The sequence below is a fragment of the Methylobacterium sp. M6A4_1b genome (assembly GCF_053345175.1).
Genome location: NZ_JBKEZQ010000007.1, coordinates 57,292 through 82,345, shown reverse-complemented (window position 1 = coordinate 82,345; position 25,054 = coordinate 57,292). Strand labels below are relative to the sequence as shown.

The 25,054-nt window shown below is 69.1% G+C and carries 25 protein-coding genes; 13 read left to right on the top strand and 12 right to left on the bottom strand.

The window, feature by feature from the left end; all coding sequences use genetic code 11:
• Positions 1-48 precede the first annotated feature (48 nt).
• Positions 49-1,287: a peptide ABC transporter permease gene (locus tag ACLBWX_RS09475; RefSeq protein ID WP_447676818.1), complete on the top strand. Its 1,239-nt coding sequence runs from the start codon at positions 49-51 to the stop codon at positions 1,285-1,287.
• 5 nt (positions 1,288-1,292) lie between these two features.
• On the opposite strand, the gene ACLBWX_RS09470 is transcribed toward ACLBWX_RS09475, so the two are convergent.
• Both ACLBWX_RS09470 and ACLBWX_RS09465 read right to left on the bottom strand, forming a co-directional pair.
• Positions 1,293-1,715: a metallopeptidase family protein gene (locus ACLBWX_RS09470; protein WP_447676817.1), complete on the bottom strand. Its 423-nt coding sequence runs from the start codon at positions 1,713-1,715 to the stop codon at positions 1,293-1,295.
• On the bottom strand, positions 1,712-2,440 hold the full coding sequence (locus tag ACLBWX_RS09465) for a pyrimidine 5'-nucleotidase (RefSeq protein WP_447676816.1): 729 nt from the start codon (positions 2,438-2,440) through the stop codon (positions 1,712-1,714). The genes ACLBWX_RS09470 and ACLBWX_RS09465 overlap by 4 nt, the downstream gene beginning before the upstream one ends.
• Before the next feature lie 424 nt (positions 2,441-2,864).
• On the opposite strand from ACLBWX_RS09465, the gene ACLBWX_RS09460 reads away from it, so the two are divergent.
• Genes ACLBWX_RS09460 through ACLBWX_RS09445 form a run of 4 tightly spaced genes read left to right on the top strand, consistent with a single transcriptional unit; the run spans position 2,865 to position 6,368 of the window.
• The gene (locus tag ACLBWX_RS09460; RefSeq protein ID WP_447676815.1) at positions 2,865-3,401 is read left to right on the top strand and encodes a SiaB family protein kinase; all 537 of its coding nucleotides are present in this window, start codon (positions 2,865-2,867) and stop codon (positions 3,399-3,401) included.
• A 14-nt stretch (positions 3,402-3,415) separates the two neighbouring features.
• A complete protein-coding gene (locus ACLBWX_RS09455) occupies positions 3,416-3,802 on the top strand; it encodes a DUF1987 domain-containing protein (protein ID WP_447676814.1) in 387 nt (128 codons plus the stop codon).
• Positions 3,799-4,659, top strand: a complete 861-nt coding sequence (locus ACLBWX_RS09450; RefSeq protein ID WP_447676813.1) for a GGDEF domain-containing protein — start codon at positions 3,799-3,801, stop codon at positions 4,657-4,659. Before ACLBWX_RS09455 ends, ACLBWX_RS09450 begins: the two co-directional genes overlap by 4 nt.
• Positions 4,656-6,368 (top strand): SpoIIE family protein phosphatase, encoded by a 1,713-nt coding sequence (locus tag ACLBWX_RS09445; protein WP_447676812.1) that lies wholly within the window; start codon positions 4,656-4,658, stop codon positions 6,366-6,368. The genes ACLBWX_RS09450 and ACLBWX_RS09445 overlap by 4 nt, the downstream gene beginning before the upstream one ends.
• 13 nt (positions 6,369-6,381) lie before the next feature.
• On the opposite strand, the gene argB is transcribed toward ACLBWX_RS09445, so the two are convergent.
• Positions 6,382-7,278, bottom strand: a complete 897-nt coding sequence (argB, locus tag ACLBWX_RS09440) for an acetylglutamate kinase (RefSeq protein WP_244013842.1) — start codon at positions 7,276-7,278, stop codon at positions 6,382-6,384.
• A gap of 237 nt (positions 7,279-7,515) precedes the next feature.
• Between argB and ACLBWX_RS09435 the strand changes: the two genes are divergently transcribed.
• The 3 genes from ACLBWX_RS09435 (at position 7,516) to ACLBWX_RS09425 (ending at position 8,844) form a co-directional block, all read left to right on the top strand.
• Entirely contained in the window at positions 7,516-7,725 is a 210-nt protein-coding gene (locus tag ACLBWX_RS09435) for a hypothetical protein (protein WP_447676811.1), read from the top strand.
• 195 nt (positions 7,726-7,920) lie between these two features.
• Positions 7,921-8,196: a hypothetical protein gene (locus ACLBWX_RS09430; protein ID WP_447676810.1), complete on the top strand. Its 276-nt coding sequence runs from the start codon at positions 7,921-7,923 to the stop codon at positions 8,194-8,196.
• Between the two features lie 135 nt (positions 8,197-8,331).
• Positions 8,332-8,844, top strand: a complete 513-nt coding sequence (locus ACLBWX_RS09425; RefSeq protein ID WP_447676809.1) for a DUF3060 domain-containing protein — start codon at positions 8,332-8,334, stop codon at positions 8,842-8,844.
• 192 nt (positions 8,845-9,036) lie between these two features.
• On the opposite strand, the gene ACLBWX_RS09420 is transcribed toward ACLBWX_RS09425, so the two are convergent.
• Complete coding sequence (locus ACLBWX_RS09420) at positions 9,037-9,819, bottom strand: MOSC domain-containing protein (protein ID WP_447676808.1); 783 nt, start codon at positions 9,817-9,819, stop codon at positions 9,037-9,039.
• Positions 9,820-10,049: 230 nt separating this feature from the next.
• Between ACLBWX_RS09420 and clpB the strand changes: the two genes are divergently transcribed.
• Positions 10,050-12,680, top strand: coding sequence for an ATP-dependent chaperone ClpB (gene clpB, locus ACLBWX_RS09415; protein ID WP_447676807.1), 2,631 nt, complete (start codon positions 10,050-10,052; stop codon positions 12,678-12,680).
• A 72-nt stretch (positions 12,681-12,752) separates the two neighbouring features.
• On the opposite strand, the gene ACLBWX_RS09410 is transcribed toward clpB, so the two are convergent.
• The gene (locus ACLBWX_RS09410; protein ID WP_447676806.1) at positions 12,753-13,103 is read right to left on the bottom strand and encodes a hypothetical protein; all 351 of its coding nucleotides are present in this window, start codon (positions 13,101-13,103) and stop codon (positions 12,753-12,755) included.
• 197 nt (positions 13,104-13,300) lie between these two features.
• On the opposite strand from ACLBWX_RS09410, the gene ACLBWX_RS09405 reads away from it, so the two are divergent.
• Together ACLBWX_RS09405 and ACLBWX_RS09400 are read left to right on the top strand one after the other, a co-directional pair.
• The gene (locus ACLBWX_RS09405) at positions 13,301-14,746 is read left to right on the top strand and encodes a short-chain fatty acid transporter (RefSeq protein ID WP_447676805.1); all 1,446 of its coding nucleotides are present in this window, start codon (positions 13,301-13,303) and stop codon (positions 14,744-14,746) included.
• A 29-nt stretch (positions 14,747-14,775) separates the two neighbouring features.
• Positions 14,776-15,399, top strand: a complete 624-nt coding sequence (locus tag ACLBWX_RS09400; protein WP_447676804.1) for a carboxymuconolactone decarboxylase family protein — start codon at positions 14,776-14,778, stop codon at positions 15,397-15,399.
• Between the two features lie 48 nt (positions 15,400-15,447).
• Here ACLBWX_RS09400 and ACLBWX_RS09395 read toward each other — a convergent pair whose 3' ends face one another.
• From ACLBWX_RS09395 to rpmH, 6 genes are all read right to left on the bottom strand, one after another.
• On the bottom strand, positions 15,448-17,337 hold the full coding sequence (locus ACLBWX_RS09395) for a methyl-accepting chemotaxis protein (RefSeq protein WP_447676803.1): 1,890 nt from the start codon (positions 17,335-17,337) through the stop codon (positions 15,448-15,450).
• Positions 17,338-17,726: 389 nt separating this feature from the next.
• Entirely contained in the window at positions 17,727-18,101 is a 375-nt protein-coding gene (locus tag ACLBWX_RS09390) for a DUF423 domain-containing protein (protein ID WP_447676802.1), read from the bottom strand.
• Complete coding sequence (gene yihA, locus ACLBWX_RS09385; RefSeq protein WP_447676801.1) at positions 18,098-18,748, bottom strand: ribosome biogenesis GTP-binding protein YihA/YsxC; 651 nt, start codon at positions 18,746-18,748, stop codon at positions 18,098-18,100. Before yihA ends, ACLBWX_RS09390 begins: the two co-directional genes overlap by 4 nt.
• Positions 18,749-18,881: 133 nt before the next feature.
• Positions 18,882-20,735 (bottom strand): membrane protein insertase YidC, encoded by a 1,854-nt coding sequence (yidC, locus tag ACLBWX_RS09380; protein WP_447676800.1) that lies wholly within the window; start codon positions 20,733-20,735, stop codon positions 18,882-18,884.
• Positions 20,728-21,327: a ribonuclease P protein component gene (gene rnpA, locus ACLBWX_RS09375; RefSeq protein ID WP_447676799.1), complete on the bottom strand. Its 600-nt coding sequence runs from the start codon at positions 21,325-21,327 to the stop codon at positions 20,728-20,730. The genes yidC and rnpA overlap by 8 nt, the downstream gene beginning before the upstream one ends.
• Before the next feature lie 85 nt (positions 21,328-21,412).
• Positions 21,413-21,547, bottom strand: a complete 135-nt coding sequence (gene rpmH / locus ACLBWX_RS09370) for a 50S ribosomal protein L34 (RefSeq protein WP_055947927.1) — start codon at positions 21,545-21,547, stop codon at positions 21,413-21,415.
• A gap of 563 nt (positions 21,548-22,110) precedes the next feature.
• Here rpmH and rcdA point away from each other — a divergent pair.
• A complete protein-coding gene (gene rcdA, locus ACLBWX_RS09365) occupies positions 22,111-22,641 on the top strand; it encodes a protease adaptor protein RcdA (RefSeq protein ID WP_108038504.1) in 531 nt (176 codons plus the stop codon).
• Between the two features lie 132 nt (positions 22,642-22,773).
• Here rcdA and rpmE read toward each other — a convergent pair whose 3' ends face one another.
• On the bottom strand, positions 22,774-23,028 hold the full coding sequence (gene rpmE, locus ACLBWX_RS09360) for a 50S ribosomal protein L31 (RefSeq protein ID WP_055948879.1): 255 nt from the start codon (positions 23,026-23,028) through the stop codon (positions 22,774-22,776).
• 178 nt (positions 23,029-23,206) lie between these two features.
• On the opposite strand from rpmE, the gene ACLBWX_RS09355 reads away from it, so the two are divergent.
• Positions 23,207-25,054: an ABC transporter transmembrane domain-containing protein gene (locus ACLBWX_RS09355; RefSeq protein WP_447676798.1), complete on the top strand. Its 1,848-nt coding sequence runs from the start codon at positions 23,207-23,209 to the stop codon at positions 25,052-25,054.

Here is a 25,054-nt window from a genome sequence, read left to right as displayed (position 1 = left end):
AGCGCACGGGCCTCATCCTGGCGCCGTTTCACGGCCTCCATCGAACCCATGGCGCGCGCTCCTTCCACCCCGGTCGATCCAGCCCTCGATGCCGCGGCCCTGCTGCGCCGCATCGGCTTCATCGGCCTGTTCGTGATCATCCCGGTGGCCGCCCAGGTCGCCAGGAGGGCCGTGGTCATCCTGGCGCCGATCGCCATCGCGCTGCTGCTCCTGGCGAGTGCCATCGACGGCCGGGCGCGCCCGGTCCGGCCGGCCTCGTCCCGCCTGTTGCGCTCGTCCGCCTTCCTGGCCGGCTGCCTCGTGATCCTGTGGTCCGCCCTGTCGCTGGTCTGGACGCCGTTCCTCAGCCTCGCCACCGAGCGGCTGCTGAACGTGATCGCCACGCTGCTGATGATCATGGCCGCGTATCTCGCCCTGCCGGACCGCATGCGCTCGGCCAATCTCTATCTCCTGCCGGTGGGCGTGGCCGCGGCGGCCGTCTTCGCCATCGGCCTCGGGCTCACGGGGCAGGGGCCGTTCGGCCAGGGCCTGCTCGGCGCCGACGAGGACGCGATCCTGGATCGCGGCCTGATCCTCCTCGTCCTGTTCCTCTGGCCGGCCGTGTCCTGGCTCCGGTCGCGCGGGCGCAACGGCGAGGCCCTCGGACTCGCGCTGCTGGTGTCGGTCGCGCTCCTCGTCTCGCCCGGACCGACCACCCTGGTCGCCCTGGCGGTGGGTGCCGTCGCCTTCGCGCTCGCCGCGTTCCGACCGGTCGTGGCGCCTCGGCTCCTCGGCATCACGGCGGCCGCCCTTCTGGTGCTGGGTCCGATCCTGCCCTTCGTCGCCCGGCCGATCGGCGCCACGGTGTTCGGCGGACGTGCGCCCGGCGTTCTCAGCCTCAAGGCTTGGCAGACCATCGTCACCAGCGAGCCCTTGCGGCTCGTCACCGGGCACGGCCTCGAGACGGCCCTGCGTGGGCGCTACGTCAATCTGCTGCCGATGAACGCGCCGCGCACCCTGCTGTTCGAGCTCTGGTACGAGCTCGGCCTGGTGGGAGCCTTCGCCGCCGCGTTCGCCCTGCACGCCGCGATCCGGCGGGCCGGACGCGAGGCGTCCGTGCTGGTGCCGGGCGCGATGGGGGCCTTCGCCTCGGCCTTCCTCATCGCCTGCATCGGCGTCGGGATGACGGTGATGTGGTGGCTCACCACCCTGGCGGTCGCCGTCCTGGTCTTCGTCGCGGTGGAGCGCGGGCAGTTCCGCACCCGCCGGCCAAAGGCCAGCCTCCTCGCCTCCATCCGGAAGGCTTGAGCGCCTCAGGCGTCCGCGGCCGCCTCGATCGCCTCCATGTCGGCGTCGGACAGGCCGAAATGGTGACCGATCTCGTGGACGAGGACATGCGTGACGAGGTGCCCGAGGGTCTCGTCGTGCTCGGCCCAGTCGTCGAGCAGGGGGCGGCGGTAGAGCCAGACCTGGTTCGGCATCTGGCCGGTCGCCACCTCGCCGCCCTGGGCGAGACCGATGCCGCGGAACAGGCCCAGGAGATCGAACGGGCTTTCGCAGTCCATCTCGCGCAGAGTCTCTTCGTCGGGGAAGTCCTCGACGTGGATCACGAGGCCGGTGCAGAGATTCCGGAACGCCAGGGGGAGGTTGGCGAACGCCGCGTGTGCCAGGTCCTCGATCGCGCCGAGATCCGGCGCCCGGGCCGCGGCCCAGTCCGGGACGGTCCCGCCGCTCATGCGAATTCCGGCAGCACGCGCTGCGCCAGGAAGCCGGCGAGGTCGCTGGTGATGTGGTCGATATGCGGTTCGCGCACCGCCTCCTGCTCGAAGGCCTCGCGGAACGGATCGATCGTCGGGGGGACCACCAGCACGGTGGACATGCCGATGTCGTGCGGCACGATGAGGTTGCGGGCGATGTCCTCGAACAGCGCCGCCCGGCGCGGCTCGACCCCGTACCGCTTGAGGAAGCGCTCGTAGGTGGAGCGCTCGGGCTTGGGGATGAAATCGGCGTCGGCGATGTCGAACACGTCCTCGAAGTGATCGAGGATGCCGAGCTTGGACGCCACGTTCTCGGCGTGCCGGCGCGAACCGTTGGTGAGGATGAGCTTGCGGCCGGGCAGGCGCTCGATGGCGTCGCCGAGCGCCGGATCGAGGCGGATCGACGAATGGTCGATGTCGTGGGCGAAGTCGAGGAAGTCGTGCGGGTCGATCGCGGCTTCCACCATCAACGCCTTCAGGGTCGTCCCGTAGCGATGATAGAAGTACTTCTGCAGGGCCCGGGCCGAGAGCCCGTCGAGCCCGTAGAGGCGCATCACGAAGAGGGTGATGCGCTCGTCCACTTGCGGCCAGACGCGGGCATCGCTCGGATACAGCGTGTTGTCGAGATCGAACACCCAGGTGTCGACGTGGCGAAAGCCGCGGGATTGGGCGGTGGTGAAGTGAGTTTCGCCGGGAAGGAACAAGGTGTGTCGACGTGGTTCTGGATGGGCCGCGAAGCCTGGCCGTTCGAGATGGGGGCCGGGTGCCGCGAAGGGAAGCGGGGCGCCTGCTTTTCAGAGCATGGCCTTGGGCATCCCGCAAGCATCCCCGTGGTTCCGGCGTTTCACCCGCCTCGTCCGACCGGCCGGCGAGACCGCCATTCCTGCGCAGCGCAGAGGTAGAGTGATCGGCATTTAGGCAAAATCGGGCCGACCTGGAATCCAAATAGGCATCCTATTCGAAAGTCGGGTGCTATTTTGCTTGCCGGCGGAAAGACTTTGCGCAGGCGGCAATTTAACCCGACATATACGAACGCCGCGCTATTCGATGATGACGGCATTGGGCGACATCAGAGTCTGCTGCCGGCCCCGTGTGGCGGGAGAAGTTGCATTGCTTGCTCGCGATTTCATGAACTTCTTCGACGCCTCCAGACGGCAGGGTGTCATCCTCTCCTTCGGCGGCGACATCTCCGAGAATGTGATGTTCTCCCTCGGCGAAGTGCTCAAGCTGCGGATGAGGCAGGGCGAGACCGACGCGTCGGTGGCCAAGCGCGTCTTCGCGATCTTCGTCGAGCAGGCCCAGAACGTCATCCGCTACTCGGCGGACAAGGTCGTGAAGCCGGCGGGCCCGCAGGCGGGCCTGATCAGCAACGGCGTCATCGTGGTCGGCATGGAGGGCGGGCGCTTCTACGTGGTCTGCGGCAACGAGCTGCCCGGATCCGACGTGCAGCCGTTGCGCGCCCGCCTCGACCACATCGCGAGCCTCAGCACCGACGAACTGAAGGCCTTCTACCGCGAGAAGCTGCGCCAGCCGCCGGACGAGGGCAGCCTCGGCGGCAGCATCGGCCTGATCGAGATCGCCCGGCGCTCCAGCGCACCGGTCGAGTTCGACTTCCAGGAACTCGGCTCCGGGCGCAGCTTCTTCTGCCTCAAAGCCTATATCTGACGGGCCGACCACCGATGGACCGAATCCAGCTTGCCGCCACGGACCGCTCGCCGCGGGTCGATTTCGACTTCGCGACCGGGCACCTGTCCCTGCAGGGCGAATCCTACCCCGAGGATGCGGCCGCCTTCTTCGGCCCCCTGCTCCAGGCCCTGCGCACCTACCTGACGCACGCGTCCGGACCGCCGATCGTGTTCGAGGTCGCACTTGCCTACTTCAACTCGTCGAGCGCCAAGGCGCTGATGAACCTGTTCATGCCCCTGGAGGATGCGGCCGAGCAGGGGCGCTCGGTGACGGTGCGCTGGCGCTTCGCCGACGGAGACGAGACCATCGAGGAGGCGGGTGAGGACTTCGCAGGCGACTTCTGCCATGCGCGCTTCGAGATGGTGAGGGCGGCGGCATGACCCGCGCGATCAGGGGTGTCGCCGACGCCGCCGAATCGGCGCCCGATTCCTTCAGTCTGTACGACGCCGAGGAGGCCGTGCTGACCCGCACCGAGGCAATGCTCTCGGGCCTCTCAGACGTGGCCGGCGGCGTCCAGGCGCTGGCCGACGCCTATCGCCGGGGCTACCGCGAGCAGCGACGGTTGGTGCGGATGAGCGACCGCATGCAGCTCGACCTGCAGAAGGCGAACCATTGCCTCGCCGAGCAGCGTCGCGACCTTCAGGCCCTCAATGCTGCCCTGTCGAGCGAGATCGAGCACCGGACCCGCCTGGAGGCCGAGTTGCGGCGCCTCGCCGACATCGACGATCTGACCGGTGCCCTGGCGCGTCGCCGCTTCATGGAGGTCGCGGCGCGCGAATGGCTGCGCCACGGCCGCAGCGGCGCCCCGGTCTGCATCCTCATGCTCGACCTCGACCGCTTCAAGCTCCTCAACGACAGTTTCGGCCACGCCGCCGGCGACGCCGCGCTGGTATCCTTCGTGGCGACCTGCCGGGCCAGCTTGCGCACCCTCGACTTCATCGGCCGCACCGGTGGGGAGGAATTCGCCATCGTGCTGTCGGACACGGACCTGCAGGCGGGCGTCGCCTTCGCCGAGCGCCTGCGCGAGGCCGTCGCCGCGACGCCGGTGCCGACGATGGATGCCGCCATGCGGATCACCGTGAGCATCGGCGTCGCACAGGCTCACCCTGGGGAGAGCCTGGAGAACGCGATGCAGCGGGCCGATGCGTCCCTCTACGCAGCCAAGGACGGCGGCCGTAACCGCGTCGCGCTCAGGTCCGGCGCGCCCGATGCTCCCGGAGATGCGACCCGCCGATGAATGCCGAGGCCGCAAAGATCGAATCCGCGAGCCTGGAGGCCGCAGGGTCCCAGCCCGCCGCGTCCGCGCCCCCGCGGGGCGGTTCCCTGCGTGGAGCCGGTCCTCGACGCAGCAGCGATTTCCTCGAGGCCGCCGGCTTCATCGACGTGCCGAGCGCCGAGCCGGGGTCGATGCGCCCAGGCGCCCTGCGGGGTTCTGCTCAAGGGCGCGACCTCGACAGCCTCGCCCACACCCTCTTCCTGCGGATCTACCCCGTCATCGCGGTCGTCGTGCTGGTCACGCAGATCGGCATCGCCTGGGTGAATTACCGCGATCAGCTCCACCTCTACACCGAGCGCGCCGACCTCATGGCGTCCCTGACCGCCAAGGCCATTGCCGGCCCCGACTGGAGTGCCACCCCGCAGGTCTATCGCCGGCCGATGGAGGCGCTGGCCCTGGATCCTGCGTTCCGTGCCGCCACCTTGCACGATGCCGCCGGCAGCGTGGTGATGACCCTCGGCGAGGCGCGCCGCGTTCGTTCGTTCGAGGAGATCACCGCCCGGGCCGACCTCGCCGGCGCCCCGGGCGGCGCGCCGGTGGGACGGCTGACCCTGTCGATCTCGGCCGAGGCCCTGCGCGGCAATGCCGAGAAGCAGGCGGTGCTCGCCGTCGTCACCAGCCTGATCCTGATGCTCGCCTTCGTGCTGACCCTGCACGCCAACGTGCGCCGCCACGTGCTGGGTCCACTGAAGCGCCTGCTGCTCGCCATGCGCGAAGTCGAGCACAAGCGCTGGGTGCCGGTGGAACTGGACGGGGCGTTCCGCGCAAGCAACGAGATCGACGTCATCTCCCAGGCCTTCAACCGCATGGTCGACGGCCTGCGCTCCGGCGACGAGGCCAGGCATCTGCTGCAGCAACTCGAACAGGCGCACCGGAAGCTGGAGGACGCCAACCATCTCGTGATGGAGAGTATCGGCTATGCCCGCCGCATCCAGAGCTCGGTGCTGCCCGAGCGCTCCGCCCTCGACGGCAGCGGCCTCGAGGTTGCGGTGCTCTGGGACCCGCTGCACATGGTCGGCGGAGACTACTTCTGGCTCGAGGAGATCGACGGTCTCGGCATCCTGCTGGTCGCCGACTGCACCGGGCACGGCGTGCCGGGCGCCTTCCTCACCCTCATCGTCGCCACCGCCCTCGACCGGCTGATCCACGAACGCGGTCTGCGCAACCCGGCCGCGATCCTCGAGGCCCTCGACGGCATGGTCCGGACCCAGCTGCGCCAGGATGGACGCGGCGCGGAATCCGATGACGGCCTCGATTGCGGTCTGTGCATCTGGGACCCGGTCGCGTCCGAGATCCGCTTCGCCGGCGCCGGCACGGCGCTGACCACCATCGACGGCGCGGCGGTGACCCGCATCCGAGGGGGCAAGCGCGGCCTCGGCTATCCGCAGCGTCCGGGCGAGCGCTTCGCCGTCAAGGAGAGCCGCCTGCGCGTCACGCCCGGCATGACCCTCTACCTCATGACCGACGGCATCACCGATCAGATGGGCGGGACCGGGCCGGCCCGCCGCCTCCTCGGCCATCGCGGGGTGACCGAGATCCTAGGCAATCACCAGGCGGCTCCCCTCGCGGAGCAGGTGGCGATCCTCGACGCGGCCCTCGCCGAATACCGCGGCGGCGAGAGCCGGCGGGACGACATGACCCTGGTGGCCTTCCGGCCCCGCGCGGCCTGAGCGCGGGCCCGGTTCAGCCCCGGCGGATCAGGGTGCCGGCACCGTAATCGGTGAACAGCTCCAGCAGCACCGCGTGGCTGACCTTGCCGTCGAGGATGACCACCGCCTCGACGCCCTGCTCCAGGGCGTAGATGCAGGTCTCCACCTTGGGGATCATGCCGCCTGTGATGGTGCCGTCCGCGATCAGCCGGCGGCAATCGTCGATCGACAGCTCCGGGATGAGCTTCTTGTCCTTGTCCAGCACGCCCGGGACGTCGGTGAGCAGCAGCAGGCGCTTGGCCCGCAGGGCCCCCGCGATCGCACCCGCGAAGGTGTCGGCGTTGACGTTGTAGGTCTGCCCGTCGGCACCGAAGGCCACGGGGGCCAGGACCGGGATCAGCTCGGCCTTCAGCACCGCGTCGAGCACGCCGCGCTCGACATGCTCGGGCTCGCCGACGAGGCCGAGATCGACCTCCTGCTCGGTCTGGCTCTCGGGATCGATGATGGTGCGGGTGGCCTTGCGGGCCCGCACCATGTTGCCGTCCTTGCCGCAGAGGCCGACGGCACGCCCGCCCTCGGCCGAGATCCAGCCGACGATCTGCTTGTTGATCGAGCCGGCCAGCACCATCTCGACCACCTCGACGGTGGCCTCGTCGGTGACGCGCAGGCCGCCGCGGAACTCCGATTCGATGCCGAGCCGGCCGAGCATCCGCCCGATCTGCGGGCCGCCGCCGTGGACCACGATCGGCTTGAGGCCGGACTGCTCCAGGAGCACGATGTCCTCGGCGAAATCCTCCGCCGCCGCGCGGTCGCCCATGGCATGGCCGCCATACTTGATGACCACGATCTCCTGGTCGTAGCGCTGCATGTGCGGCAGCGCCTGAACCAGGACCTCGGCGCGCACATGGACGTTGGGCAGCGGTTCTTTCATCGTGGGGCTCGTCCTCGATGGCGCGTCGGGCAGCGCGCGCGACGCGGGGCTTCTAACGCAGCAAGGCGACGGTGCGAAGCAGCGCGCGGACGAATTTCGGCGGGCAGGGCGGGTTTCGTCCGGCACGGCCGGGCGTACGGCCGCGTGGCGGCGATGCCGCCGGCTGCAACCGCGCCCCGGTAAGCGTTCCTTAAGGTTGACGAATCATGATCGATCCACCGCCGGGGATCCTGCACCATGCCCAATGCCGATCCGTACCTTCCGCGTCCCACCTTGCTGAGCCCGCACCACATCGCCAGTGCGGTCGACCGGTTCGGCGCCCAGGCCGCTTCGCCCTCCGAGGTCTGGCGGCTCCTGACCGAGCACTTCACCGTCGACCTCGACGCCGTCGCCGCCATTCTTCCGCGCGCCGAGCCCGAGCCGCACTGGCTGCAGACCCGCCGCTGAACCGCACCGCCGGCGGACCGCTCTCCGCCGGAAGCTGATCTGCTTCCAGCAGGAAACGACCCTGGCACACGCCGTGCTTGGCGCTCTTCAACGACAACAACGACGCGGGGAACACCAAGGCAACGATCACGCGGCCGCTCGAACGCCGGAGCCACACCGCGGACCTTATTCGCCATCTCGAACAAGGGGTCCGTCATGTCCGAACTGCTCTCCGTCGCCCTCGTCTGCGCCGCGACGCTCCTCGCCAAGGATTGCTCGCGCGACACCGCTCTCGACGTCATCGTCGCCCCCGCTCGCACGCCGATGGATTGCCTGATGCACGGGCAGGTCGCGGCGGCCTCCACCGGCCTGACCAGCGGCGAGAACCGCTACCTCAAGGTCACTTGCGAGCGCCGCCACGCCGACCTGCGCCACCTGCGCCGCGCCGGCTACGCCGCCGCGATCGTGCTGGTGGCCCGCGAAGGCTTGTGACGCCGTCGGATCGGATTGAATCGCCGCGCGACGGATCGGTCATCGGCCCGGCCGCAACCGGCTCGTGCGACGGTTTGACGGGGTTGCGTCCGTCTGGTCTTTGTCTGCGTCCGATCATCGATACCGGATGCCTGCATGCCACGTTTCCTGCCACTGGTCCTCGCCGCCGTGCTGGTTCAACCGAGTCTCGCCTGCGCCGAGGCCCTCACGATCGAGGGAGTCGGGATCAGCCGCGACGTCGATTGCGGGGGCAACGATGTCGGGATCTACGGAGCCGAAAACGCGATCGTTCTGACCGGCCGGTGCGGCCTCATCACGGTGCATGGCTCGAAGCACACGGTCAGCTTCGAGGAGGGGGCGGCCGTGGCCGTCTCCGGGGCCGACATCCGAGTCACGGGCGGCCGCACCCAGGACGTGACCGTCAGTGTCGCCCAGAACAGCGTCACGGCGACCCTGGGCAGCGCAGGCAGCCCCGGCACGCTCGACGTCTCGGGCGCGCAGAACCGCGTCTCCCTGGTGCTGGCCGGCCCCACCCGCTTCACCGTACAGGGCGCGGACCACGCGGTGGAATGGACGCGCAGCGAGGGGGTCCCGAACCCACAGGTCCAGGCCTCGGGCATCAAGAACACCATCAAGAGGAAGCCGTGAGTCAGGTGGAAGCCGTAGGTCGCGCGTCGGGTCGACCGACGAGCCAGGCGATTCCGACCTTCCCCGGCCTCCCGTCCCTCGCCAGGTCGGAGGGGTTCCGGGCCAGCGCCCGCAGCGCCTCCGGGGTCACGGTTTCGAACGCGCTTGCTTCCGCGGATGGCTCATATCGCGGAAGGAGCGGGACGCGGCCCGCTAGGCGGTCTCGACCCGAATCGTGTCTCCGGACCGAAGCGTTCCGCCCGCCAACACCTCCGCGTAGACGCCGCAATCGGTATGGCCGAGATGCTGTGAGAGCGTGCGTGGGATCGCGAGGTCGCGCTGGCCCGTGGCCGGGTCGACATTCGTCGCGGCGCAGCGCTGCGTGCGCTTGTGGATGCGCAGGCGCACGCCGCTCGGCGCGGTGAGCGTGCGGTCGACGAGGTCGAGTTCGGCCCAGGGGGCAAGACCCGTGATGTGGAGGTTCGCCCGGAACCGGAGCGGGTCCACCGCCGCGCCGGTCATGGTCTCGAGTGCCGCGACGCTGGCGAGGTTGAGGAGCGAGACGAAGCCGCGCGGCGAATCCGTGAACCGATACCCGGGGGGCGCCGTGAGCACCCGCGCGGCTCCGCGCAGCGACCCCGGCATGTAGCCCGTGAGGAAGGCCTCGATCGCCTCGCGTCCCTCCGGTCGGGCGAGGTCACCGCGCGCCGCGACCCCGTCGCCCTGGCGGATCGTCAGCGTCCCGTCCTCGGGGTCGTAGCGCGTGTCGAGCTGCGCCAGCGCCTCGTCGCGCATCAGCATCAGGAACTTGATCTTCGGTTGATGCACCGGTGCGGCCGGGTCGAAGCCCGAGGATCCGTTCTCCACGGCGAACAATCGGTCGCCGGGAAAGTAGTCCCCCGCCGTGAGCGTCGCGTGCGTCATCGGCTCGGGCGAGAGCCCCTTCACGGGGTAGCGGTAGAGGGCGTCGAGGTGGAGGCTTGGCGCGTCGGTCATGCGCCGAGCGTGGTCCTGAAATGCATCCGCGCGCAAGGCTTCGCCGCGCTCGCATTCCGTGATGGCTCGTACCCTTGTGGTGCCGATATGCAACACCACATCCCGTTCACCGGCGGCCAGGTGGCGCCGGGGTCTCCAGCGGCACCGGCCGTGGGGGCGACGTTTCGGCGACCGGCCGTGCCGCGTGGAGCGGGCAGCGGGTCGAGCCGTCACGGGGAGGTGGGACACAGATGAATTTCGAGATCTATACCGAACGCGCTCGCGGCTTCGTCCAGGCGGCGCAGAACCTCGCGATGCGCGAGGGCCATCCACAATTCCAGCCGGGCCACATCCTCAAGGTGCTGCTCGACGATCCCGAGGGCCTCTGTGCCGGTCTCATCGACCGGGCCGGCGGCCAGTCGCGGGTCGCCCTCGCACAGACCGAGGCCTGGCTCGCCAAGCAGCCGAAGGTGTCCGGCAACGCGTCCCAGCCGCAGGCGACGCGCGAGCTCGTGCGCCTGTTCGACACCGCCGAGAAGGCCGCTGAGAAGTCCGGCGACAGCTACGTCACCGTCGAGCGCCTGCTCCTCGCCCTCGCGGTGGAGAAGGACACCGAGGCAGGCCGCGCGCTCGCGGCGGCCGGCGTCACCGCGGCCTCGCTCAACGGCGCGATCAACGCGCTCCGCAAGGGCCGCACCGCCGACAACGCCACGGCCGAGAACGCCTACGATGCCCTCAAGAAATACGCCCGTGACCTCACCGAAGCGGCGCGCGAGGGCAAGCTCGACCCTGTGATCGGCCGCGACGAGGAGATCCGCCGCACGATCCAGGTCCTGTCCCGGCGCACCAAGAACAACCCCGTCCTCATCGGCGAGCCCGGCGTCGGCAAGACCGCCATCGTCGAGGGCCTGGCCCTGCGCATCGTCGACGGCGACGTACCGGAATCCCTGCGCGACAAGAGCCTGCTCGCCCTCGACATGGGCGCGCTGATCGCGGGCGCGAAGTATCGTGGCGAGTTCGAGGAGCGGCTGAAGGGCGTGCTCTCCGAGGTCACGGCGGCCGAGGGCGGCATCATCCTGTTCATCGACGAGATGCACACCCTGGTCGGGGCCGGCAAGGCGGACGGGGCGATGGACGCCTCCAACCTCCTGAAGCCCGCGCTCGCCCGCGGCGAACTGCACTGCGTGGGCGCGACCACCCTCGACGAGTACCGCAAGCACGTGGAGAAGGACGCGGCGCTCGCCCGGCGCTTCCAGCCCGTCTTCGTGTCGGAGCCCACCGTCGAGGACACGGTCTCGATCCTGCGCGGGATCAAGGAGAAGTACGAGCAGCACCACGGCGTGCGCATTCAGGACGCGGCGCTTGTCGCGGCCGCGACCCTGTCGAACCGCTACATCACCGACCGCTTCCTGCCGGACAAGGCCATCGACCTGATGGACGAGGCCGGTTCGCGCCTGCGCATGCAGGTCGATTCGAAGCCCGAGGAACTGGACAACATCGACCGCGAGATCGTGCGCCGGAAGATCGAGGGCGAGGCTCTGAAGAAGGAGACCGATACCGCCTCCCGCGACCGCCTCGTGCGGCTGGAGAAGGAGTTGGCCGACCTCGAGGAGCAATCCGCCGCGATCACGTCGCGCTGGAAAGCCGAGAAGGACAAGCTCGGGGCGGCCGCCGACCTCAAGAAGAAGCTCGACGAGGCCCGCAACGAACTCGCCTCGGCCCAGCGCCAGGGCCAGTACCAGCGCGCGGGCGAACTCGCCTACGGGGTGATCCCGGGACTGGAGCGTCAGCTCGCCGAGATCGAGGCGCAGGCCGAGAGCGCCGTCGAGCGCGACGGGATGGTCGAGGAGGCGGTGACGCCGGCCCATATCGCGGGCGTCGTCTCGCGCTGGACCGGGGTTCCCGTCGACAAGATGCTGGAGGGCGAGCGCGACAGGCTCCTGGCCATGGAGACGGCGCTGGGCGAGCGCGTGGTCGGGCAGCGCGAGGCGGTGGAGGCGGTGGCGACCGCCGTGCGCCGGGCTCGTGCCGGACTCCAGGATCCGAACCGGCCGATCGGCTCGTTCATCTTCCTCGGACCCACGGGTGTGGGCAAGACCGAGCTGACCAAGGCCCTGGCCGGCTTCCTCTTCGACGACGACACGGCTCTCGTGCGCCTCGACATGTCGGAATACATGGAGAAGCACTCCGTGGCCCGGCTCATCGGCGCGCCCCCGGGCTATGTGGGCTACGAGGAGGGCGGGGCGCTGACGGAGGCGGTCCGGCGCCGGCCCTACCAGGTCGTGCTGTTCGACGAGATCGAGAAGGCGCATCCGGACGTGTTCAACGTCCTGCTGCAGGTGCTCGACGACGGACGACTGACCGACGGGCAGGGTCGGACCGTGGACTTCCGCAACACGCTCCTGATCATGACCTCGAACCTCGGCTCGGAATACCTCGTCAACCAGGGCGAGGGCGACGACACCGATGCCGTGCGCGAGGAGGTGATGGGAGTGGTGCGCAGCCACTTCCGGCCTGAGTTCCTCAACCGGATCGACGAGATCATCCTGTTCCACCGCCTGAAGCGGTCGGAAATGGGAGCGATCGTCGACATCCAGCTGAAGCGCCTGCAGAAGCTCCTCGACGAGCGCAAGATCACCCTCGACGTCGAACCGGACGCCCGCGACTGGCTCGCCGACAAGGGCTACGACCCGGCCTACGGGGCCCGTCCCCTGAAGCGGGTGATCCAGAAGGCGGTGCAGGACCGGCTGGCCGAACAGCTCCTGTCGGGAGTCATCCACGATGGGGAGGCGGTGCCGGTGGAGGTCGGCCCCCTGGGCCTGAAGGTCGGAAAGTCCGGCCTCAGCACCGAACGCCGCCCGGAGAGCGCCACGCTCAACTGAGACGCTGCACCCCGGAGGGGGGATCGGGCCCGCGACGGCAGCCGCCGTCGCGGGCCTCGTCGTGTCAGGTGGTCACTGTCCGGAATGCAGGACCAGCTTGCGGATGCGGCCGTCGAGATCCTGGAACCGGGCCGAGATGCCGCGCCCGGCGCAGGCCTGGAAGGTGTCTCCGGCGAAGAAGCCGCGGGCGCTCTGCTCGCGGCACGCCATCAGGGGCGGCACCAGAACGGCGCCGAGCCCGACGATCAGCACCAGGGCGATGTTGAGGATGACGGCGATGAGCCAGCCGAGCGGCGACAGGAACGGCTTCTCGAAATCCGTCCGGCGCCGGTCCGGACGGGTCAGGTCACGCACCGTCACGCCGGCGTGACGCCGTTCCGCCATCCTCGCATCGAGGTCCCGGAACTTCGAGATTTCGGCCACGGACACCCTCTTCCACACGAGAACTTCGCGCAACCTGCGCACGGAACCATCAAGGAAGCCTGAAGCAGCAGCCCTGACATTCGCGCGCAACCTTCCTCACCAAGGCTGTGCACCGGCGCGAATACGTCTTGAGCGGATTCGGCATTTGCGGAGAATGCGGCCCCCAAGGCCACGTTCCTCGTTCCCAGGACCTTCCGATGTCGACACCTACGCCGCAGCGCAGCGCTGATCCGGCCGCGACGGACGGTGCCCTGTCGCGGGCGGGCGTCCGCTTCACCGCCTGGGCCGAGAAGTGGTTTCCCGACGCCTTCATCTTCGTGGCCATCGCGGTGGTCGTCGTGGCGCTGGGCGCGCTCGCCAACGGTGCCCCGGCGCCGGCCATCGCCAAGAGTTTCGGCGACGGGTTCTGGAGCTTGATCCCCTTCACCATGCAGATGGCCTTCGTGACCATCGGTGGCTACGTGGTGGCGACGGCGCCCCCGGTCCAGGCGCTGATCGACCGGCTGGCGAGCATCCCGAAGACCGGTCGCGGCGCCGTCGGCTTCGTCGCCGCCGCCACCATGCTGTCCTCGTTCCTCAGCTGGGGCCTGAGCCTGATCTTCGGCGGCCTGCTCGCCCGCGCGCTCGCCCGCCGCACGGAACTGCGCATGGATTACCGTGCCGCGGGGGCGGCGGCCTATCTCGGCCTCGGCGCCACCTGGGCGATGGGCTTGAGCTCCTCGGCGGCCCAGCTCCAGGCGAACCCCGCCAGCCTGCCGAAGGCACTCCTGCCGATCACCGGCGTGATCCCCTTCAGCGAGACCATCTTCCTGTGGCAGTCGATGCTGATCGCCGCGATCCTGTTCGTGATGTCGGTGATCATCGCCTACGCCTCCGCGCCGCGCCCGAACACCGCGGTGACGGCCGAGGATCTCGGTGTGAACGTCGACCGTGAAAAGCCCGATCTCGGGCGGCCCGAACAGCCCGGCGAGTGGCTGGAGCATTCACCGATCCTGACGATCCTCCTCGTGTTGATCGCCGGCGCGTGGATCTACCAGGAGTTCGCGCGGCAATCCTGGATCACCGCGATCTCGAACCTGAACACCTACAACCTCCTGTTCATCACCCTCGGCCTGCTGCTTCACTGGCGCCCCAAGCGCTTCCTCGTGGCGGTGGCCAAGGCGGTGCCGGCGACGGCCGGCATCCTCATCCAGTTCCCCCTCTACGCCGCCATCAGCGCGATGCTGACCGGGCCGAAGAACGCGGCCGGGATCTCGGTCTCCGAGGTGATCACCCACGCCTTCGTCAGCCTGAACACCACGGGCAGCTTCCCGATCTCGATGGGCGTCTACTCGGCGGTGCTCGGCTTCTTCGTGCCGTCGGGCGGCGGCAAGTGGCTGCTCGAGGCCCCCTACGTGATGCAGGCGGCCAACGAGCTCCAGGTCCACCTCGGCTGGGCCGTGATGGTCTACAACGCGGCCGAGGCGCTGCCGAACCTCATCAATCCGTTCTGGATGCTGCCGCTACTGGGCATCCTCGGTTTGAAGGCGCGAGACATCGTCGGGTTCAGCTTCCTTCAGCTCCTCATCCATCTGCCCGTCGTGCTTTTCCTGCTCTGGGCGCTGGCCTTCACGCTGACCTACCACCCGCCGGTGATGCCGTAGGCCGCGAGATGGATCAGAGGACAAAGTTCATGCGCATCGCCGTCCTGACGGTCCTGTCGATCCTTCTGTTCGGGAGCCTGCCCGCCTTGGCCCAAGACCGCCTGCCGCCGATCCCGGCCGATGCCCTCAGCCCGGAGCAGAAGGCCGCCTCCGAGGCTTTCCTCGCGGCGCGAAAGACACCGGTCTTCGGTCCGTTCGTGCCGCTCCTGCGCAGTCCCGAGCTGATGACCAACGCCAGCAACATGGGACTGCACCTGCGCTACCGCAGCGTGCTGCCCTTGGTGTTGAGCGAGTTCATCATCCTGATCACCGCCCGGGAATGGACGCAGCAGCTCGAGTGGCACATCCACGCGCCGATCGCCCTGAAGGCCGGCCTCGCCCCGGCCATCGTCGCGGCGATCCAGGAAGGCCGGCGGCCGGATGCGATGGGACCGGAGGAGGCGCTGGTCTACGCGTTCTCGATGGAACTGCACCACAACAAGGCGGTGAGCGAAACCACCTACGCGCGGGCGGTCCAGACCTTCGGCGAGCAGGGGGCCATCGAGATGGCAGGGATCAACGGCTATTACACGCTGCTCGCCATGAGCATGAACATGGCCCGTACCGCCCTGCCGGACGGGGCGGCGCCGCAGCTACCGCCCCTGGTCCCCTGAGGAGTCCGCCTCGCGGGAAGCGTCGGCAGGCGGGTCGTCCGTCGCGCTTCAGGCGGCCCGGACGGTCGCGAGAAAGCGCAGCATCTCGACGTTCAGATGCTCGGCTTGGCGCGTGAGATCCGAGGCCGAGGTCAGCACCTGGGTCGCCGCCATTCCGGTTTCCTCCGCCGTGCGCGCCACGTCCGCCACGTTCGTCGTCACCGCATCCGTCCCGGCGGCGGCCTGGCCGACATTGCGCACGATCTCCTGCGTGGCCGCTTCCTGCTCCTCCACCGCCGCCGCGATCGAGGTCGCGACCCCTGAAATCTCCCGGATGCGCGCTCCGATCCCGCCGATGGCACCCACGGCTTGGCCGGTGGAGGTCTGGATCTGGCCGATCTGAGCGCTGATCTCGTCGGTGGCCCGGGCGGTCTGGTTGGCGAGTTCCTTGACCTCGGCGGCGACCACCGCGAAGCCGCGCCCGGCTTCCCCGGCCCGGGCCGCCTCGATGGTGGCGTTGAGCGCCAGGAGGTTGGTCTGGCCCGCGATGCTGGAGATGAGCGCCACCACGTCGCCGATGCGGCTGGCGGCATCCGCCAAGTTCCGCACCAGATCGGCGGTCGCCGTCGCCTCGGTCACCGCCGCCTGCGCCAAGCTGGCGGATTCCGAGACCCGACGTCCGATCTCCTGGACCGACGCACCGAGTTCTTCGGCCGCGGCCGCCACCGTGGTGACGTTGGTGGCGGCCTGAATGGCGGCCGCGGCCGCGCCGGACGCCTGCGCGGCGGTCTGACCGGCGGCCGAACTCATGCCGCGCGCCGTCCCGTACAAGGTACCCGCCGCCGCCGACACGCTGCCGACGATGCCGCCGACCGTCGCCTCGAAGCCGTCCACCACCTGTTGCATGCCGGCTCGGCGCTGGTCTTCGGCCGAGGCCCGTGCCAGGGCCGTCTCGTGATCGAACTGCCGGGTCCGGAGCAGGTTGTCGCGGAACACCTGCACCGCGCCCGCCATCGCGCCGAGTTCGTCTCGACGCCCGGCATAAGGGACTTCGGAGATCGCGTCTCCGTCGGCGAGACGGCGCATCGCGCCGGTCATGCGCTCGATGGGGCGGGTCACGCCGCGCACGACCCAGATCAGGCTGGCGACACCCAGCAGGAGCGCGAAGGTCAGGACGGCGACCTGCGTCATCGCACCGGTCCTGGCGTCCAGGGCCGCCTCGGTCGCCGTGGCATCGAGCTGGTTCACGGCGGCGAGGGGGATCGCCATGATCAGGTCGATCGCCGGTGTCGAAAGCGCACGCGATTCCGCGAGGGTCGGGCGCGGCAGCGTGATGTCCGCCAGCGTGGTGAGGAGGGCCTGGTTGCGGGCCGGGAAGGCGCCCTTGAAGTAGCCGTCACGGGCCTGTCGGACGGCGGCTTTCAACGCCTCCGAGTTCGGCATGGCCTCGACGATGGACTCCACGATGCCGAAGGCGAACTCGGTCTGGCGGCTCAGGACGGTGTAGTCCTGGACGTCCTTGGGGGTGATCGCGCGGTTCTGCGCCAGCACGTCGTTGACGATGAGGTTGGTGTTCCCGGCCAAGGTCCGGGCCGACCAGCCGAGTTCCCGCACGCGCAGCAGGTTGGAGAAACTCGAATCCAGCTCGCGGATTCGGGTCTCGGTCGCGGCCAGGAGCCCTTCGATCGCGGCGATCAGGTTGCCGATCGCTTCGTTGACCCGCTTGGTGAGGCCCGGATCGCGCGCGGCCACCGGGAGAGCCAGATTCGTGTCGACCTCCTGGCGAACCTGCTGCAGCGCCTTGAACCGTTCGGCGAACCGGCGCGTATCGAGGCCTTCCTGAGCCGATTGGCGCTCGAGGGCGACGGGGAACGCGTCATCGCTGATCTTGCGGCGGGCCGCGATCTCACGGAGGTTCGGTCCGAGCTTGTCGGTCTGGAGCGCCAGCGCCGAAACCATGGAACCGCGCTCGAATCGAAGTTCCGAAAGACCTCGGGACAGCATCAGTTCGCCGCCGGAGAGTTGCGAAACGAGATTCGACCGTGTCCATCGTCCGAGCGATCCATGGAGATCTGTCGCGGCTTCGTAGAAGACGAAGAGACCGAGGACGGAAATGATTGCGAACAGTCGCGACTTGATGGACATTGCTCGACTCGGACTATACGAAATAGAGATGGGTGCTCGTGTTATCCTTTATCAGATCAATCGTTGAAAATGTGTTTGGGTTTCGCAGTTTAGTTCATGTCTAGACGTGACGGATCGTAGGTGGGGGGAGACCGCCCGGGTCGAGCCTTCCGCCCCGGACCAGCGTGAAGCCGGTCCGTCGCATCGCCGTGGCGGCGCCGGCCTCAGGCGCGTCGGACGGGTACGGCGGCCGACAGCGCGGCGAGCAGCCAGCCGGCCATCAGAGCGAAGCCGCCGGTCGGGGCCGCCATGGGAAACAGCGGCGTGCCGTGGAGCGCCCGGAGCGCAAGGTCGCCCGAGAACAGCGCGAGTCCGAGCACGAGTGCACCCGCCGCGAGGCGGGTCATCGGCCGGTGCGTCGTGCCCGTGGCAGCCAGCCCCACGAGCGCGAGGATCGCGGGGGCGTGGAACAGCAGGAACTGCGCGGCGGTCTTCAGGCTGTCGGCTCCGCTGACATGGGCGGCCGCCGCACTCGCGGCCACGCCGAGGAGCCCCGCGAGGGCGCCCATCGCCAGGAGGGCGCGGTCGAGGCCGCTCACGCGCCGCGCTCCTGCAACAGCCGGGCGATGCTGGCCCGCAATTCGGGCACGCCCCGGTCGTCGCGGCTCGAGGTGAGCAGGATCTCCGGATAGGCCGCAGGGCGCCGGGCGATGGCGGCCTGAACCCCGGCGATGCGCGCATCCATCTCGGACTTCTTCAGGGCGTCGCCCTTGGTCAGCACGATCTGGTAGCTGACGGCGGCCTTGTCGAGTCCGTCGAGGACGTCCGCGTCGATGCTCTTCAGGCCGTGGCGCGAGTCGATCAGCATGAACACCCGGGCGAGGTTCGAGCGGCCCTTCAGGTAGTCGTGGATCAGATCGGTCCAGGCCTCGACCTTGGTCTTCTCCACCGCGGCGTAGCCGTAGCCCGGCATGTCGACCAGGGTCAGGCGGCCGCCGATGTCGAAGAAGTTGAGCTGCTGGGTGCGACCCGGCGTATGCGAGGTCCGCGCGAGGGTGTTGCGTCCGGTGAGGGCGTTGACGAGGCTCGACTTGCCGACGTTCGAGCGGCCCGCGAAGGCGATCTCGACGCCTTTCATCGACGGCAGGGCAGGGACGTTCGGCGCCGAGGCGATGAAGTCGGCCGCCCCTGCGAACAGCAGGCGTCCCGCCTCCAGAAGGGCGGCATCGTCTTCGGCTTTTGACATCGGGCGGCTCCGGACGGATGAGGCGCATCCGCCGCCCTCGCGAGCCGACACGCCGGAAACAGGAAGTCCTCCCCGTCGGGAGACGGAGAGGACCGGTTGGACTGTCGTGCCGTGGCCGAAGCCTCGGAGCGCCTCAGTTCTTGGCGACGGCGTTCTTGTCGGTGGTTTTGCCTCGGAATATCCCCCGCAGGTTGTCCCACAGCTCCACCTTCACGCCGTTGCGACGCATGATGACGTATTGCTGGATCACCGACAGGGTGTTGTTCCAGGCCCAGTAGATCACCAGGCCGGCCGGGAACGAGCCGAGCATGAAGGTGAACACGATCGGCATGAAGGTGAAGATCTGCGCCTGGACCGGGTCCGGCGGCGCGGGGTTCATCTTCATCTGGATGAACATCGTGATGCCCATGATGATGGGCCAGATGCCGAGATGCACGAAGTCCGGCGCCGCGTAGGGCAGCAGGCCGAACAGGTTGAGGAAGCTCGTCGGATCGGGCGCCGCCAGATCCTGGATCCAGCCGAAGAACGGCGCGTGCCGCATCTCGATGGTGATGAACAGGACCTTGTACAGCGCGAAGAAGACCGGGATCTGGATCAGAACCGGCCAGCAGCCGGCGACCGGATTGATCTTCTCCTTCTTGTACAGCTCCATCATCGCCTGCTGCTGCTTCATCTTGTCGTCCGCATAGCGCTCGCGGATCGACGCCATCTCCGGCTGCACGGCCTTCATCTTGGCCATGGACTGGTAGGACTTGTTGGCGATGGGCAGGAACAGCAGCTTCAGGCAGAAGGTCACCACCAGGATCGACACGCCGAAATTGCCGAACAGGTGGAAGAAGAAGTCCAGCGCCCGGAACATCGGCTTGGTGATGAAGTGGAACCAGCCCCAGTCGATCAGCAGGTCGAACTGCTTGATGTTCTGGTTCGCCTGATAGGCATTGACGGTGTTGACCTCCTTGGCGCCGGCGAAGAGCTGCTGCGTCGCCGCGGCCGAGGCGCCGGGCTGCACCACCTGCACGTTGCCGAGCACGTTGGCCTGATAGACCTTGGTGGCGCCGTCGGTCCGCTCGGTGAAGCTGCCGGTATAGGGGGTCGCCTGGTCCGGGATCGCTGCGGCGGCCCAGTATTTGTCGGTGATGCCGACGAAGCCGCCGGTCACGCCGGCCCAGGTCTTGCCCTTGGTGCTGGCATTGCCGAGGGCCGGCTCCTTGGCGAGGTGGTCGTAGGTGTATTCCTGCAGGCCGTCGGCGCCGAGGACGCCGATCAGACCCTCGTGCAGCACGTAGTAGCCCTGGGTGTGGGGCTTACCCCAGCGCGAGACGAGGCTGTAGGGATAGAGGCTGACCGCGTTGGCGCCCTTGTTCTCGACCTCGTCGCGGACCGTGAACAGGAACTTGTCGTCCACCGCGACGACGCGCTTGAACACGAGGCCGGCGCCGTTGTCGTAGCTCAGGGTGACGGGCTTGCCCGGCGCCAGGGTCTCGGCGTCGGCCGTCCAGACGGTGTCGCCGTTGGGCAGCGGACCGGCATTCTGACCGACCCAGCCGAACTCCGCGTAGTAGGGGTTCTCGGTGCCGGTCGGCGAGAGCAGGACGATGCGCGGGCTCTTGTCGTCGACGGTCTCGTGGTAGCTCTTCAGCGAGACGTCGTCGATGCGGCCGCCCTTCAGAGCGATCGAGCCGGCGAGCGCCGGCGTGTCGATGGCGACGCGCGGAGAGCGGGCGATCGCCGCTTCCCGGGGCATGACGCCGGCGCCGGCGCCGGAAGCGCCCGGCAGGGTTCCGGGAACGGGATTGGCCGGACCGCCCTCCTTCGGGCTGGCGCTCGGCACGCCGTCAGGACCGGCCGGCTGCGTGGCCGCCTTGTTCTGGAGGGCGGCCTGACGCTGCTGCTCCACGCGCGGGGCGGCGACGAAGTAGTTCCAGCCGAGCAGGACCGCCAGCGACAAGGCGATCGCGACGATCATGTTCGTCTTGTCATTACCCATCGGTCGGTCCGTCGCATGCGTTGGGAGAAGGGGAGGGCGCGTTCGCGCGGGCCGGTACCGGGCCGGACGCCGCGACGGAGGCCGTCGCGCCCGAGGCCAATACCGGAGCCGCCGGCGATGCGCCAGACTTCGAAGCCTCAGGCACGGGCGCGCCTTTGCCGCGTCCGCGCCGGGCGGGACGCGGAGGAGACGATTCGGATTTCGGTCCTTGCGGCTTCGTCACCACGGCGACGGCACGGCGCAGGTCGTCGATCAGGGTTTCGAAGGGCGCGTGCAGCGCAGGGCGCCGCGCCACCAGCACCACGTCGGCCGGGCGCACCGGCAGGTCGCCGGCGGCCTGCGCCACGGCAGCGCGCAGGCGCCGCCGGATGCGATTGCGCTCCGTGGCGTGCCCGACCCGCTTGGTGATGGTGAAGCCGATGCGCAGGCCGTCGTCGGGCAACCCGCCGAAGACGCCGTCGAGGGGCGGCTCCGCGGTGCGGACAAGGCCTTGCGCCGACAGGCGTTCGTTGTGGAAGCGGCGCCCGCCGGCCGCAGCCAGGAACTCGGAGCGTCGCGTAAGCCGCCCGATCGTCGAGGTGGCCGATGACATGGCCGATCCGATCCCGCAGCGGGTCCTGTGGCCCTGGGCCAGACGCATGATGTGGCGCGCCGCCCGTGACGGCGCCGCCGATCTCTTAGGCCGAGAGCTTCTTACGGCCGTGGGCGCGACGGGCCGCGATGACCTTGCGGCCGCCGGCCGTGGCCATGCGGGCACGGAAGCCGTGACGGCGCTTACGCACGAGCTTGCTGGGCTGATAAGTTCTCTTCATGGCGCGATCTCCGAATGGCCGAGGATCGATCCGGGCCGCACCGAAGGCCGCGCCGGATATTCACTCGCCCTGAAATGTGTCTGCAAGCGCGAACAGCGCCCCTCAAGGGCGCCGCGTCGCGATGGCGCGGCTTATGGGGCAAGGTCCCGCCCAAGTCAATTCCGCGGCGTACCGAAACGGCAGGATCCGCGACCCCGAACGCGGCGCGCGGGCCGCGACGGCATCAACCAATCGTTAACCGACTTGCGCCATCCTGTGATCCTGTTCGGTGCTCCCGGACAGCGTGCGGACCTTTCCGTTCGCTCGCTTGGACTGCTCCCGAAACTCGCCTGACAGGCCGCCCCGCAACGGGCGGCCTTTTTTCGTCTCCGGTCCTACGCGGACACCAAGCGCTGCGCGGTCACCCGCTGCACCGATGGCACCGGCCGGTCGGGTTAACGTTAACAACCGGTAAAAGCCGCGGACCGGGACGTTCGGCGCTAGAGTTGCGCAGACAGGTGCAAACGCGTCGCCTTCGTCCCATTTCGGGACGCAATCGGTCCGGTCGCGGCACAGGAGGCACCATGAGCGGGTTCGACGTCATGTTCCGGGACGAGCGCGACTGGGTGAATTTCGGTGACACCTACGTCACCTCGGAGGCCTTCAAGGTCCTCTTCCGCGAGGGCATGACCCTGGTCGAGGAGGCTGCGGCCTATCTCGACGGCACGGGTCGCGAGGAATCCCGCCTGATGTCTCGCGACGGCACGCTGAGCTATGCCAGCGAGAGCATGCGCCTCACCACGCGTCTGATGCAGATCGCCTCCTGGCTCCTCGTTCAGCGGGCCGTCTCCGAGGGCGAGCTAACGCCGGCCGAGGCGATGCAGGAGAAGACCCGGGTGCGACTCACCACGCCCGAGACCTTCCGCAGCGACGTGTTCGGCGTCCTGCCCCCGACCCTGCAGGACCTCATCGTGCGCTCGCGCCGGCTCCACAGCCGGATCCTGCACCTCGACGGCCTGATCGCCGACGAGCGCCCGACTCCTCAGCCCCAGGAGAGCCCCGTCGTCGCCCAGCTGAGCCTGCTCCGCTCCGCCTTCGGCGCGGCCTCCGCCTGACACGGCCGCACGCCCGGTCTCGAACCGGGCGAGGGGCTTCCGAACGCAGAACGGGCGGCACCGAGGGTGCCACCCGTTCTGCGTCGTTCCGATGGCCTCGCCGCGTCGCCGCGGCGGAAGTCCGGGGCGACCTTACTTCTTGCCGAAGGAAAGAGCGCCGAAGCGCGAGTTGAAGCGCGACACGCGTCCGCCGCGATCGAGCATCTTCTGCTCGCCGCCGGTCCAGGCCGGATGGGTGTTCGGATCGATGTCGAGGTTGAGGGTGTCGCCCTCCTTGCCGTAGGTCGACCGGGTCATGTACTCGGACCCGTCGGTCATCACGACCTTGATGAAGTGGTAGTCGGGATGCTCGGTACCCTTGGCCTTGTCGGCCGCGCTCTTTGCCATGACGAAATCCTTGAATAGCCAAGCCGACCGGCCCGTCTGGCGGCCCGCGGCCATAGATCACGCGCAATCGGATGAAGGCGCGCCTATACCTCACGCACCTTCGCCCGACAAGCGTGCGCCGATCGAAGAGACCGCTGGACGGTCGCTTTTCCTCAAAGACCAATGATGACGAGGCACCATGGCTCGCGGCCGTGACAAGAAAATTCCCGGGGAGGCCCGGCCGAAGGCTCCGCTCGGGTCGCTGCGCCCGCTGATTCCGTTCGCGATGGTCTATCGGGGCCGGATGCTGGCGGCGTTCCTGGCGCTCCTCGCCGCTTCGGGCGCGACCCTCGTGGTCCCGATCGCCCTGCGTCGGGTCATCGACCATGGCTTCTCGCCCGAGGGTCAGAGCGTGATCGACACCTACTTCGCCGCCCTGATCGGCGTGGTGGCGGTCCTCGCCCTGTCGAGCGGCGCGCGCTACTACACCGTCGCGACGCTCGGCGAGCGGGTGGTGGCGGATCTGCGCACCGCCGTGTTCCGGCGTCTGACCCAGCTGGACCCCGCCTTCTTCGACCGCTCGCTCTCGGGCGAGATCATCTCGCGCCTCACCGCGGATGCCACACAGGTGAAGGCCGTCTTCGGCGTCTCGATCTCGATCCTCCTGCGCAACGCCTTCCTGTTCACCGGCGCCGTGGTGATGATGGTCATCACGAGCCCGAAGCTGTCCGTCCTCGTCCTGGCGGCCATTCCGCTCATCGTCTTTCCGCTGATTCTCTCCGGCCGCGGCGTGCGGCGCCGCTCCCGCGCGGCCCAGGACCGCCTCGCCGACGCCTCGGCCTATGCCGCCGAGGCGGTGAACGCGATCCGCACCATGCAGGCCTTCGGCATGGGCCGGACCACAGCGGCCCGCTTCGCCGCCGCCGCCGAGAACGCCTATGGGGCCGCACGCGACTCGATCCAGGCGCGGGCGCTCCTCACCGGCGTCGCCATCTTCCTCATCTCGGCCAGCGTCGTCGGCGTGATGTGGTACGGCGCGCAAGGGGTCCTGGCCGGCACCATGACGGCGGGTCAGCTCTCACAGTTCGTGCTCTACGCGGTGTTCGGGGCGAGTGCCCTCGGACAGCTCTCGGAGGTCTACGGCGAGCTTGCCCAGGCGGCGGGCGCGGCCGAGCGTCTCGGCGAGATCCTGGCCGCCGAATCGACGATCCGCTCCCCGGCCGATCCGCTGGCCCTGCCGGTCCCCGCCAGGGGCGCCGTGGCCTTCGAGAGCGTGCGGTTCCATTACCCCACCCGGCCGGATCATCCGTCCCTCGACGGCATCAGCTTCACCATAGCGCCCGGCGAGCGGGTGGCCCTCGTCGGTCCATCGGGCGCCGGCAAGACCACGGTGCTGCAGTTGCTGCTGCGCTTCTACGATCCGCAATCCGGCTTCATCCGGGTCGACGGCGTCGACGTCGCCCGGGTGGACCCGGACAGCCTGCGCGAACGACTCGCCCTCGTGCCGCAAGACCCGACGGTGTTCTCCGGCTCGGTGCTCGAGAACATCCGCTACGGGCGGCCCGAGGCGACGGAGGCCCAGGTCCAGCGCGCGGCCGAACTCGCCCATGCCGACGGCTTCATCCAGGCCCTGCCGCAGGGCTACGCCACCACGGTGGGCGAGCGCGGCGTCACCCTCTCCGGTGGCCAGCGCCAGCGGGTGGCGATCGCCCGGGCCATCCTCAAGGATGCACCGATCCTGCTCCTCGACGAGGCGACCTCGGCCCTCGACGCCGAGAGCGAGCGCGCGGTGCAGACCGCCCTCGACACGCTGATGCGCGGCCGAACCACCCTGGTCATCGCGCACCGCCTCGCCACGATCCGCAAGGCCGACCGCATCCTCGTCCTCGACGGGGGCCGGATCGTCGAGAGCGGGACCCACGAGAGCCTGCTGGCGCAGGGCGCCCTCTACGCGCAGCTGGCCGCACTGCAGTTCACCGATGCCCACGACGACGGCCTGCGCGCCCGCGAGCCGCGTCCGCTGCTCGACGCCCTGCCGGCGGAGTAG